Source organism: Portibacter marinus, assembly GCF_021533195.1.
GTDB lineage: Bacteria > Bacteroidota > Bacteroidia > Chitinophagales > Saprospiraceae > Portibacter > Portibacter marinus.
In genome coordinates, this window is record NZ_JAJNKB010000012.1 from 21387 (window position 1) to 33956 (window position 12570).

A 12570-nucleotide genomic window follows, 5' to 3' on the forward strand; every position below is an offset into this window, starting at 1 on the left:
GTAAATGATCAAATTCTTTAGAAAAATTCGCCTCAATTTTCTTTCAGAAGGAAGAACCAAAAGGTATTTGACATATGCCATAGGAGAAATTGTTTTGGTAGTCGTCGGAATTTTGATTGCCCTTCAAATTAACAACTGGAACGGACATAGAAGAGAGCGTGAAATGGAAGAAAAATATTTATCGTCCTTGCATACCGAATTTAGCATCAATCTTGAAAAGGTTAATACATCCATTAGGGAAGCAACCGATATTTTGCAAGATGTGAATCGCTTATTGGTATTGTTTGATAAAAGTGTATTAGATACAGTTACCACTGACTCTGTGGATGTAATGCTGCAATTTCTTGGACAAATAGCAACTTATGAACCCTCAAGAGGAGTATTAAATGATATCATTAGTTCTGGTAATTTAAACTTAATCACTAGTCAGGAACTTAGACAACGTCTGGCATCTTTTGAAAGCTTGCTAGAATATTACAAGCGTCAGGAAAATGGAGGAATATCTAGAAAACAAAAAATAAAGGAGATATTTTTTAAAAGAGGCAGTCTGAAAAAAATAGCCTTTCATGAGAACAGAATAGCCTATCACTCATATTCAGAAAAAGTAAACAATAAATTGCTGTTTGATTCGGTGGAGTTTGAGAATTATTTATTTGAATATGCTTTAGTACTCAAGTCATTAGCTTCAGATGAAATGTTTTTGGGTACCATAAGAAAGGAAATAGAAACCATATTGAAAGAGATTGAACAGGAACTTTCATAAATCCTCAAGTAATTTTAGAAAACCAATGATAAAATTCTTTAGAAAAGTAAGAAAGAGTTTCTTAGCAGAGCAGAAATTCAGCAAGTACCTACTTTATGCATTAGGTGAGATCATTCTAGTGATTGTTGGAATTCTGATTGCGCTTCAAGTTAATAATCTAAACAATGAGAGAACTAACTCCATAGAAACTAAAAATAACCTCACTACACTACAAGCAGAATTGATTTCAAATAAAGAAAAAATACCGCACAATATCAATTTAGTCAATGCTCAAATTCGAAATAGCCTGAACCTGATGGACACTTTGAATAACAATTTGGATCTGGCAAATGAGGACCTTTATCTTTTGACGAAAATTGGAAAATTGGGTCCATTGCGACTTAAATCCTTAACGACAAGTTCGCTTAGTGATTTCATAAACTCGGGAACTTATACTGCTTTTTTGACGAGTGAAGTGAAAAATTATTTATTATCCTATAATTCAGAAATCAAAAACGTCGATATTACACTAATTAGATTTGAAGAGTACTGGAAACAAATTGAGATGCCCTATCTTATAAAGCATTTTAGTGTGTTAGATATGTATACTCAAAGTCCGGATTATAGAAAAAGAATGTTTGAGATTCTAGGTGAAGATTCAATACTTAGCTCAGGGGATAAATTTTTCACAAACGACCTCGATGCATTTTATAATAATAGGGAGTTTGCAAGTATGTATACTGCAAGATTTGCCGAATTGCGAGCGGTTTACTTTGCCATGGAGTCGCTCAACAGCTCTATAGATGATCTTATTGAAAGTATTGATATGATCTTATAAGTCTCATTGATTGGTGGATAAATTTTGAATCTGTAGAGATGGAAAAGTTAGTGAATGAAATAGGACAAAATAATGAACTTTGTAAGTAACCCGATTTACGTATTATCTATATTATGTTTACTGGTTGTTTTAGCCGTCTATGCCGGCAAATCCAGATGGGGTAAAAAATTTGGAGCAGCCTTGTTGGTTATCCTATTTACCGCTGTACTGGCAAACCTTAAGTTGGTCCCTTCTGCTTCCAATAGCATTTCCTTATAGGATGCGATCTTCAAATATGTTGCACCTATATCAATTTTCTATTTGTTGCTCAATGTCAATTTGACCTCCATTAAACAAGCGGGCATACCCATGATTGGCTTGTTTTTATTAGGCTCATTGGGAACAACAATTGGTATTCTTGCGTCCTGGTATATTCTTTCACCCGCAAGTGTTTTGGGTGAGAATGCAAAGATCATTGCCGGCATGCTTACTGGTACATATACTGGAGGCAGTGTCAATTTTAATGCGATAGCTCTGGAATACAACTTTCAGAAAGAAGGTATTTTATATGCCGGGACGGTTGCGGTAGATAATGTGATAACCACGCTGTGGATCATTGTAACCTTGTCGTTTCCAGTGATTTTAAGTCGCTTTTGGAAAGGCAGGAAAGGCTTAGAATCAGAGACTTCTATTAAAAGCGTTGTTCATCCTGAAGATGAAAGCATCGACTTAGTTACACTTGCATGGTTGTTTTTTTTAGGGTTTTCGGCCTTCTACACCTCTGATTTTATTCATACATTTTTGCCTCAAATACCTGCGATCTTGATACTGTCAACAATTGGTATACTCGCAGCTCAGATTAAGTTTATAGCAAATCTGAAGGGTAGCCATATTCTAGGATTGTATCTCATGTTTCTGTTTCTAGCTGTCATAGGTGCCTATTGTGAACTAAGTGCTGTTGCCGAACTAAAGAACGCTGGTATTTCCTTGCTCCTATTTACTGGATTAGCTGTTTTTTTACATGGTGTCATCGTAGTTCTTGTAGGAGGCCTAATTTATCGGGATTGGGAAATGATAGCTATAGTGAGCCAGGCCAACATAGGTGGAGGTGCTACAGCTATTGCCTTAGCAGAATCCTTCAATCGTAAAGAATTGGTGCTACCTGCAATTTTAGTGGGTACTTTGGGAATGGCTTTAGGTACCTATTTAGGATTTCTTGTGATTTATATTCTGTAGATTCAAGGTGTAAAAAATACGAAAACGTAATGGTTAAATTTTTTAGATATTAGCAGAATGCAGAGGAAGACGATCGATGACTTATTACTACTTGGAAACCCTTTACTTTATGAGGTCAGTGAACCCATTGTGGAATCGGAGATGCCCTTTGTTAAAAAATGGGTTGCTGACTTACATCATGTGATGGAAGCAATAAGGGCTAAGTATCATTTTGGTAGAGCCATCGCAGCTCCTCAGTTGGGAATCATGAAGCGGCTCATCTACATGAATATTGATCAGCCGACCGTCTTTATTAATCCAGTATTAAGCAACTTAAGTGAAGAGAAAATGGAACTTTGGGATGATTGCATGAGCTTTCCCAACCTGCTAGTCAAAGTCAGAAGACATAAATCCCTCACTATAAAGTTTCGCAATGAAAACTGGCAGGAACAAGAATTGGAAATGCATGATGACCTATCTGAGTTAATACAACATGAATACGATCATTTGGAGGGCATTCTTTGCACCATGAGAGCTATTGATAATCAATCCTTCAAATGGAAATCTTTTTGAAAAATGATCAAATTCTTTAGAAAAATAAGACATCAGCTGCTATCCAAAAAACATTCAGCACGCCTTACGGTACAAAATACTGTTGCCTATCATGAAATGATTTTCTCGATATATTAAAAAGGATACAAAATCATTACGCCAATAAAGGCCTCTTACCTGTTAGCAAAACAAACTAAGCAATGATGACATTATGGTTTGATCATTCTAACCTCTTTAAGCAATGCTTCCACTGCCGCAGCTAATTGCTGATCTTCGCCTTTGATCACTTTTTCAGGATCATTAGCCACCTTAATGTCTGGCTCCAGTTGCTTGTTTTCAAGATAATCCCCATCCGTATCTACCATACCTACCTGTGGAATTCCGAATACCATTCCATTCTGTAATCTTTCCCACCACACCGCTGTCCCAGTTCCCGGAACAGGCATACCCACTAACTTTCCTATGCCCAGCGCCCTATAGGTGTAAGGGAACATATGAGCATCCGAGTAATTGCTTTCACCCATCACAACGATCGATGGTTTCGTCCATTTGAATTGAGGTTCACTTCCCAAATTTTGACCGCGAGGCATAAAGGTGATGTATTTTTGCCCATTCAGGAAAGTAGCTAAATCATCGTGAAGCCAGCCACCACCATTGAATCGGGTGTCCACAATTAAACTCTCTTTACCGGCATTTTCTCCGAGCACTTTTTCATAGACAGTGCGATAACTCTGATCGTTCATCCCTCTGACGTGAACATAACCCACTTTTCCGTCTGAAAGCTCTTCGACAATCTTAGCACAATTTTCCACCCATCTTTCGTATCTGAGTTGACTTTCTTCACCGGTAGATATGGGCTTGACAACTTCATCCCATGTTTCTCCGGTACTTGGATCCTTCAAGGAAAGTAGCACATTTTGTTTCAGCTTCCTATTCAGTAATCGGTAGTGATTAACTTCAGGAGTGATGGTCTCACCATCGATAGCCGTTATGATTACTCCGCTCTTGATTTTCGATCCTTCTTTTTGAACGGGACTCTTATCCATTACTTCTGTGATCTTCAACCCTTCACCCATGTACTCCTGATCATAAAATAATCCCAGACAGGCAGTCTGATCATCGGTGGATTCGTTAGGCCTATATCTTGCTCCTGTATGCGATGCGTTTAATTCTCCCAACATTTCGCTTAACATCTCAGCGAAATCATAATTATTGTTGATGTGCGGCAAGAATCTTGCATATTCGTCGCGATAGAAGGTCCATTCTACTTCATGCAAATCCTTAAGGTAGAATTTCTTATCTACTTGCCTCCAAACGTGATCAAATAGGTATTCCCTTTCCTCTGCCTTTTTTAATACCATTTCACCACCTGTAGAAATATTCTTATTCTTATCACTGTCGATCTCATACTCCATCACCTTATTTGAGGCGAGGATATACAATTTTTTGCCTTTTTTACCAGGAACAATGGTGCCTCCACTCTCTGAATTAACCTTGGCAGCAAGCTTGGTCTCTTTAGTTCTAAGATCAGTCTTCCATAGGTCGTACCCTTTTTCAAATCTGGCGAAATAAAACAAGTATTTGCCATCATCCGTGACATATGCATCTGACATTCTGGAAGAGTGCCTTGTAAGCCTTACTTTACGGTCATCTATTCCGTCCAGGTTGATTTTGATTTCTTTAAGCGTATCCTTCGTCGAGTCTGTTGTTTTATCCGCGTCAGTTTCATCCTCCTTTTTCTTCTCTTTTTCTTCTTCTTTTTCTTCCTCCTTTAATATTTCATACTCTTCTTCAGTAAGTACAAACTCATCATAGGCCTTTTGATTGAAAAACATTCCATACACGTCAAGTTCTCCACCCCAACTAGCGTCATTCTTCATGCCATCTCGATCCGAAAACCAGGACACCATCTCACCTTTCATCATCCATTTTGCCCGGGAATTAGAATAGCCACTTTTGGACAGGTTAATGATTTCACCTGAACCATCGGCTTTTACTAAGCCTACCTGGCTTATCCATTGCTGGGGTTGGTTAAAATCAACCAGAAACCATTTGCCATCCGGCGACCAATCATAGTGTTGATCACCATCTGAGTAGGAGTAATTGTGTTGCGCACCCATCACTTCTCTAACTGATTTACTATCGAGATCAATGACTTTAAGAATAACTCGCTCTTCTAAGTAAGCCACTTCTTTACCATCTGGAGAATACGCTGGCTGAAATGTTTCATATGGGGATTCCAGAATAACTTCTTCGTCAAGTAGGGTAGAACTAAAGAAATATTTCTCCTCATCACGTGCGATTGAGGTTTGATATAAATTCCAGCTTCCATTTCTTTCACTAGCATAGAGAATGGAACGGCCATCAGGAGAAAAAGAGACGGACCTTTCCTGCTCGGGTGTATTGGTGATCCGCTTACTGGTCCCTTCTTTAATGGAACTTACGAAAACTTCCCCTCTGGAGATAAAGACCATTTCTTTGCCATTTGGAGCAATATCCATTTCAGATATGTTGCCTTTTATAGGTAGAATTTCTTCGGAGTTGTATCGATTATCAGCATTAAGTTCTATGTTGACTTTAGCCGGTTGACCACCATCAGTCATGGTGTATACTTCTCCGTTAAAACTAAAACACATCATTCCGGTATCAGAGATCGACAAATAGCGGACCGGATGCTTGTCGAATGTAGACAACTGTATGGAAGGTGAAGCAGGATCGGTCATGGATTTTGCATGGATATTATACGAACCACTTTCTTCGCTCAAGTAATAGATCTTGCTTCCATCAGGAGAAAATAAAGGGTTGCGGTCTTCACCCTCCCAGGTGGTCATTATTTCGTAATCACCTGTTTTAGTATCATAAACCCATACATCTCTTGTCACGGAAGAAATATGGTGTTTTCTGAATGCATCTTCGTAACCTTTTCGGTCATGGAAAGCAATCTTGCTGCCATCTGCACTGTATACCGCGTTTTCAGCCGGGGTAGTGAGCACCTGTAAAACCCGACCTCCGTTTACGGGTACCGAATAAAGCTCAGACAATACTCCGGAAGGATATTGCTGATTTTTGTGATCGTCCAGCCTGGAAGAGGTAAAGATTACCTTCGTATCATCGGGCGTAAAATCTGAAGGAAAATCACCAGAGGAATGATAGGTTAATCGTTCCGCTTTACCACCTTGCGAAGACATGACATAGATGTCAAAATCTCCATATCTATCAGATGCGAAAGCAATCTTTGATCCATCATTTGACCAAACAGGCATATAGTCATGTGCTTCGTGCAAAGTCATAGGAAGGGCCATACCACCTTCAGCGGACACTTTGTAAATGTCACCCTGGTAAGTAAAAAGTATCTCACTGCCATCTGGAGAGATCGCAGTATATCTTAACCAGAGTGGTTCATTTGCCCACGAAGCCAAAGTCAAAAGAACAAACAAGAGGGTCAGTGTTTTTTTCATATTCAGATTTTTAAATTTTTTAGGATTTGCCTTAAATATCTATAATTGGAAGGATACTTTAAAATAATTGGTGGTTTTGTATTCTGCCATTCAGGATTATTGGCTTTTTTACTCCAAGTGGACTTGCAAAATGTGAACGTAGATCTATGATATCTCATCACAAACATCAACCCTTTCCACCAATTCATTGTTAATAGACTATGGAAAAAAACGCATCTGACCTGCAGGAATTTTTCGAGAAAGCCAAAGCAGAATTATTTAGAGCCAACCAGGACAAAAGACATCCTTTTGGTTCATTGGTATTGGCAACGCTGGGAAGCTATCCTGAGCAGAGAACAGTGGTCAAACGCAAGACACTCAATGATCTAAGCACCTTAATTTATACAGATGAACGGTCTGGTAAAATGGATCAAATTCAATCAAACGCGAAGTGTTCACTCTCGTTCTACCATTCCAAAAAGAAAATTCAGGTCAAAATTTTAGGTCAATGTCAGACCATTACCCAAGGCCAGTTATATGAAGAACATCGATCAATTGCACTCCAAAATAAGTCCGATTATAGCACTACTAAGCCACCCGGGACACCCATTGGTAAACCTGAATATGAAAGAGGCGCCGAGGCCTATTTTGTACTCCTTCAGGTCGTTCCGGAATTCATTGAGATTCTGCAACTAGATCGACCACACCATAAACGCGCACGTTTTTCTGCTGCCGAAGATTGGAAAGGTTCATGGTTGGTTGCATAATATTGCTTTTCTTTACAAGTTCATGAGTTCGCAGACCCTGTATATCGATGTAATTTTGCCATTGGCATTGCCTAAACAATATACCTATACTGTCCCAACAGAACTGGCATCTGAAGTAGGCTTTGGAAAAAGGGTGGAAGTGTCTCTAAAGTCAAAGCGATATTCTGGCCTGGTAGTCAATCAAAGAAGAGGTCTTCAATTGGGATATAAAACCAAGGATATACTAGGAGTCATTGATGAGCTGCCCATTATTTCTGATATTCAGTTTAGACTATGGAAATGGATTGCTGATTATTACTGCTGTACCGTTGGAGAGGTAATGTTGGTCGCATTGCCTTCAGGTCTAAAGTTGACCAGTGAAACCAAATTGGTATTGAAAAAAGGGGTAGATGTTTATGAAAAGGATTTGAACGACGACGAATTCCTGGTTTCGGAAGCCATTGACATACAGAATGAACTGACCATAGAGCAAATTCGAGGTATTCTGGGCAAAAAAACAGTTTATCCTGTCATCAAGTCTTTGATGGAAAAGGGCGTAGCGTTTATCAAAGAAGAGCTGCAGCACAAGTACAAACCCAAGACCATCAAAGTGTTGAATCTTTCACCGCAACTCGAAAAAGATGAAGCGTTACTAAGTGAGACTTTCGATCAGATTCAACGGTCGGATCACCAGACGAAGGCCTTATTGGCTTACATACAATTGCGCAGACAGTCGAAATGGGTGCCCCAGACTGCAATTTATCACCTTTCAGGTGTGACGAGCGCCGTGATTAATGCTTTGATTAAAAAAGAAATTTTTATCCAGGAAGAACGTGAGATCAGCAGATTGGATAGTGGATTGGTCGAAGTAGAAGATAAACACCAGCTGACCTCCTTACAGGAAAATGCACTTCAATTGATCCGATCAGAATTTGTGGAGAAGGATGTTGTTTTGTTACATGGTGTGACAGGCAGTGGTAAGACCAACATTTACATTGAATTGATCGAAAAAGAATTAGAAGCTGGTGGACAGGTATTGTTTCTACTGCCAGAAATTGCACTGACCGCTCAGATTGTGGCTCGAATTAAGAAAGTTTTTGGTGATGACGTGGGACTTTACCACTCCAAAATGTCAGACAATGAGCGTGTTGAACTTTGGAAAGCCTCCATGTATCAGAAGAAGGTGATTGTCTCTGCCAGATCAGGGATTTTTCTGCCATTCCAACATTTAAGCCTCATCATCGTGGATGAAGAGCATGATCCTTCGTACAAGCAGAATGACCCGGCTCCCAGATATCATGGCCGTGATGTCGCTATTTATCACGCTTCTACTACCGGAGCCAAGGTATTGTTGGGCTCTGCAACGCCATCATTTGAAAGTTACTCCAACTGTAAGATGGAAAAGTATGGCTTGGTCAAATTGAGTGACCGGTACAACAAGGTAGAAATGCCGGAATTGGAATTGGTGGATTTGAAATACATGTACAAAACCAATCGCATGAAGGGAATTTTCTCCCTTCACCTCCTGGAGCAGATTGAAGCTACATTAGCCCGAAAGGAGCAAGTGCTGATATTTCAGAATAGACGCGGATATGCCCCTACGGTCAACTGTGATTTATGTGGTTGGACCACAGAGTGCGTCAATTGTGATGTGACCTTGACCTTGCACAAATACCTGGAAGAGTTGCGGTGTCATTATTGTGGCTACAAGATTAAAATGCCTCCATCCTGCCCTGCATGTGGCAATCCGAATTTAAATAAGAAAGGCCATGGTACAGAGAAAATAGAGTTAGAACTGAAGGAGTTGCTTCCCGAAGCAGGCATTAAACGTATGGATTATGATACAGCAAAGACCAGACGCCAACAAGAGCACCTCATCAGTGATTTTGAAGAGCGAAAATTTGACATTTTGATCGGAACACAGATGATTACCAAAGGGCTTGATTTTGAAAATCTTAAACTGGTAGGCGTGGTCAATGCAGACGCTAGTATCCATTTTCCGGACTTTCGGGCACATGAGAGGGCCTACCAAATGTTGACTCAGGTGAGTGGCAGAGCGGGAAGAAAAGGCAGTCAGGGGAAGGTCATTCTTCAAACTTTTATGCCTGAACACCAGGTGCTTAGAGATGTGGTGATGGACAACTATGATAGCTTTTATGCCAGAGAAATCCAGGAGCGAGACAAATATTTGTATCCTCCCTTTTACCGAACGATCAATATTACTTTGCGTCATAAAAAATTCAATATTGTCGAGGAAGCTTCCAGGATTATGGCTGCGAACCTGACCAAGCATATTGGATCGAGGTTAATGGGACCTGCTCAACCTTCAGTGGCCAGGGTCAGAGGTATGTACATCATGCATATTTTTATTAAAATGGAGAAAAACCCTAAAGTGATCAGATGGATTAAAGACCTGGTTTTAGCTGAGAAGAATTTATTTCAAGAAACGCGTGGATTTCAGTCAGTGAGAATAAAAATTGATGTAGATCCTTATTAATTTTAAGCGATGGATAGCGAGAAAAAAAGCTGGGTCTCCAGATTAGAAAAAAGATGGGGAGTCACGAGAGCCCAGGTTTTTATTATTTTATTGGTTTTTGCCTGCACAGGCTTCACTGTAATGTTTTTAAAGCGTCCTATCGTCGGATTTTTCACGGAAGATGGTGAAAGAAATCTGCTTTTTTCAGTGATTTACTACATCTTGATTCTGCCTGTTTACAATCTCATATTATTGATCTATGGCTTTATTTTTGGCCAATTTCAATTTTTCTGGGAGTTCGAAAGGCGGTTTTTCAGAAGGATTATTGGAAAGAAAACGGAGTGATCCTAATATACAAGAGTAACGGTATCGGAGTTTATTTCTTTAACTCCAGAGTGAAATAGATTTGGATTGATGGGGATGAGTTGACCGGAAATAATGAGGTCATAAGATACTTGTTCTTAGTTGATATTGAAGTTGTACTTTGCATCAATCTCTTCTATGGCAATAGTAATGCTATTACCATTGATAGTAGTACTTGCATTTAATGTTTTTTCAAAGGGCTTTAGGGGCGTCACTACGTATGAAATTATTTTAGCATTCCGGTAGTTAGGTCGGCCTTCAGGGTCCAATTTGGAGTATTTCGTCAAATTGTCAACGTTTATGTTAAGCTTAAGATTACTTAGATCTTCATACCATCTCATTTTCTCGGTACTGCTGGAAACAATACGCAGCTTTAATGGAAATGTCTCACCTAAAGATATACTTTCATCATCAATTATAATTCTGGCCGTGATTCTATTGAAATGATCACAAGCTGGAATTTTCAGTACCAAAAAAGTTACCACCAAGAGGAAAAGAGCGAAAAAAAGGTACCTCATTTTTTTAATTAAAATACGATCAACTTCTTCGCTTCTACCTCATCTCCTTGTTGTAAGCGCAAATAATATACACCACTGGTTAATCCGCCAATGTCAATTAAATTTTCTCCAGCTTTAAAATTGATATCCTGAATGATGGTCCGGCCATCTGAAGTCAATATCCTTCCAGTGAAGTTGGAGGTCTCTACGGAAACATGGACATATAAGACTTGACTTGCGGGATTTGGAAAAATCGTAATCTGTTTTGCGAAGCTTTCAACAGTAGCTACAGAAGGGGCATAAGTGAATTTGAGAATCATTCCTGGATGGCTTAGATTGTTCACTTGACCAAGGTCATTTTGAGTGGATAATCTGCCTGTCTCATCAGTAATGACATAAAAGGAATTTCCATCCGGATCCACGACCACATCACGATACCGATTGTGACTATAAAAGTGTTGAGTAGTATCTCCGATCATCTCGGTTCCATCCTCACTGAGTTGGAGTCTATAAATTCTGCCTCTCTTCAGGCTGGTGACCAGTAGTGAATTCTTCCATCCTGGTATGGCGTCGCTTTCATAAATGCCGATGCTTGAAGGTGCAACATTGGGTCTACACACCCATGAATTTGTACAATCAGGATTATTGAAGTCATAGCTGTCTGTTACGGCAAACATTGAAAGTAAGGGCTCTTTAAAATTCTGTGCTGTAAATTCACTTTCTTCCTGAAAAGTAGCGTCTTCAGGACAAAACGATTTGTCATATCCTATGTTTTCGCAATTGGCCGAGGAAGACCAATTACAGTAATCGTAAGCACTGTCATCGTTTTGATAGCCTGCCACATTGGGCCAGCCATAATTTTGACCACCCTCGATCAAATTGACTTCATCATCGGTATCAGGCCCATGCTCGTCAGAGTACAAGATACCATTGGAACCAAAAACAATGCCCTGTGGATTTCTGTGTCCATAACTATAAATGTGACTTCTGACACCATTTAAAACTGGGTTACCTTCGGGTATCGACCCATCGAGGTTTAGCCTTAATATTTTTCCCGGATAATTGGTCCAATCCCTTGCATCTATTTCTTCTTGAGTCGGTAAAACCTGGGATAAAACAGGATCGCAATAGTTTCTATTCTGATTGGCGCCCTGATCGCCAATCGTATAATATAACTTATCGTCCGGACCATAAACCAGTCTGCCACTGTTATGATCATTGCTCGCGGGCATTTGGTCTAGAATGACAATGGGATCTGTCAGACTTCCATCATCACCTTCCTTACTGTAAGTATAGCGCACTAATTTCTGACGGGCTTCATTATTCACAAGCTCCGTATATGATAAGTAAACATATGGCTCTGAACCTAGAATGTCTTTGTGTAGCGCCATTCCCAATAAGCCATCCTGCCTTGAATCCACGTATAGATCATCGATTAAAAGTAATTCATCCCGCGCTCCCGATTCCTTATTTATCCTAACTACTTTTCCAGCTTGCCGCTCCGTTACCCACAAATGACCTTCTGGTCCATAATGCAAATCCCAGGGTGTATTCAGGAAGCCCCTGGTTCCAATTTCGGTCATGATAAATTGAGCTTGAAGTTGGACTTGGAAAAATCCAATTACTAAAAGGAGTAAAGTCAGAATTCTAGTCATCTTTTCTTTTCTGTAAATGAACAAATACCATTCAATCTAATGAAGCAAAATTGTAAAACTGTAATGTAGT

At 39.6% G+C, this 12570-nt stretch carries 11 protein-coding genes; 8 read left to right on the forward strand and 3 right to left on the reverse strand.

What is annotated here, in order from left to right; translation table 11 throughout:
• The first annotated feature begins 4 nt into the window (after positions 1 to 4).
• From L2567_RS19225 to L2567_RS19245, 5 genes are all read left to right on the forward strand, one after another.
• Positions 5 to 763 carry a DUF6090 family protein gene (locus L2567_RS19225; protein ID WP_235299482.1) on the forward strand — a complete coding sequence of 253 codons (759 nt, stop codon included), beginning with the start codon at positions 5 to 7 and terminating at the stop codon, positions 761 to 763.
• Between the two features lie 25 nt (positions 764 to 788).
• A complete protein-coding gene (locus L2567_RS19230; protein ID WP_235299483.1) occupies positions 789 to 1580 on the forward strand; it encodes a hypothetical protein in 792 nt (263 codons plus the stop codon).
• A gap of 72 nt (positions 1581 to 1652) precedes the next feature.
• Positions 1653 to 1838, forward strand: coding sequence for a hypothetical protein (locus L2567_RS19235; RefSeq protein WP_235299484.1), 186 nt, complete (start codon positions 1653 to 1655; stop codon positions 1836 to 1838).
• A 6-nt stretch (positions 1839 to 1844) separates the two neighbouring features.
• Entirely contained in the window at positions 1845 to 2795 is a 951-nt protein-coding gene (locus tag L2567_RS19240; RefSeq protein WP_319942143.1) for a DUF819 family protein, read from the forward strand.
• Between the two features lie 57 nt (positions 2796 to 2852).
• Entirely contained in the window at positions 2853 to 3347 is a 495-nt protein-coding gene (locus L2567_RS19245) for a peptide deformylase (protein ID WP_235299486.1), read from the forward strand.
• Positions 3348 to 3535: 188 nt separating this feature from the next.
• On the opposite strand, the gene L2567_RS19250 is transcribed toward L2567_RS19245, so the two are convergent.
• A complete protein-coding gene (locus L2567_RS19250) occupies positions 3536 to 6784 on the reverse strand; it encodes a S41 family peptidase (RefSeq protein ID WP_235299487.1) in 3249 nt (1082 codons plus the stop codon).
• Positions 6785 to 6984: 200 nt separating this feature from the next.
• Between L2567_RS19250 and L2567_RS19255 the strand changes: the two genes are divergently transcribed.
• From L2567_RS19255 to L2567_RS19265, 3 genes are read left to right on the forward strand one after another with little or no spacing between them, the layout of a single operon-like run.
• Complete coding sequence (locus tag L2567_RS19255; RefSeq protein WP_235299488.1) at positions 6985 to 7530, forward strand: pyridoxamine 5'-phosphate oxidase family protein; 546 nt, start codon at positions 6985 to 6987, stop codon at positions 7528 to 7530.
• A 22-nt stretch (positions 7531 to 7552) separates the two neighbouring features.
• The gene (gene priA, locus L2567_RS19260) at positions 7553 to 10006 is read left to right on the forward strand and encodes a replication restart helicase PriA (protein ID WP_235299489.1); all 2454 of its coding nucleotides are present in this window, start codon (positions 7553 to 7555) and stop codon (positions 10004 to 10006) included.
• Positions 10007 to 10015: 9 nt separating this feature from the next.
• Positions 10016 to 10330: a DUF6787 family protein gene (locus L2567_RS19265; RefSeq protein ID WP_235299490.1), complete on the forward strand. Its 315-nt coding sequence runs from the start codon at positions 10016 to 10018 to the stop codon at positions 10328 to 10330.
• 116 nt (positions 10331 to 10446) lie between these two features.
• Here the strand turns inward: L2567_RS19265 and L2567_RS19270 are convergent, their stop codons facing one another.
• Complete coding sequence (locus L2567_RS19270) at positions 10447 to 10866, reverse strand: hypothetical protein (RefSeq protein WP_235299491.1); 420 nt, start codon at positions 10864 to 10866, stop codon at positions 10447 to 10449.
• Between the two features lie 8 nt (positions 10867 to 10874).
• The gene (locus L2567_RS19275) at positions 10875 to 12500 is read right to left on the reverse strand and encodes a glucose/sorbosone family PQQ-dependent dehydrogenase (protein WP_235299492.1); all 1626 of its coding nucleotides are present in this window, start codon (positions 12498 to 12500) and stop codon (positions 10875 to 10877) included.
• Positions 12501 to 12570 lie beyond the last annotated feature (70 nt).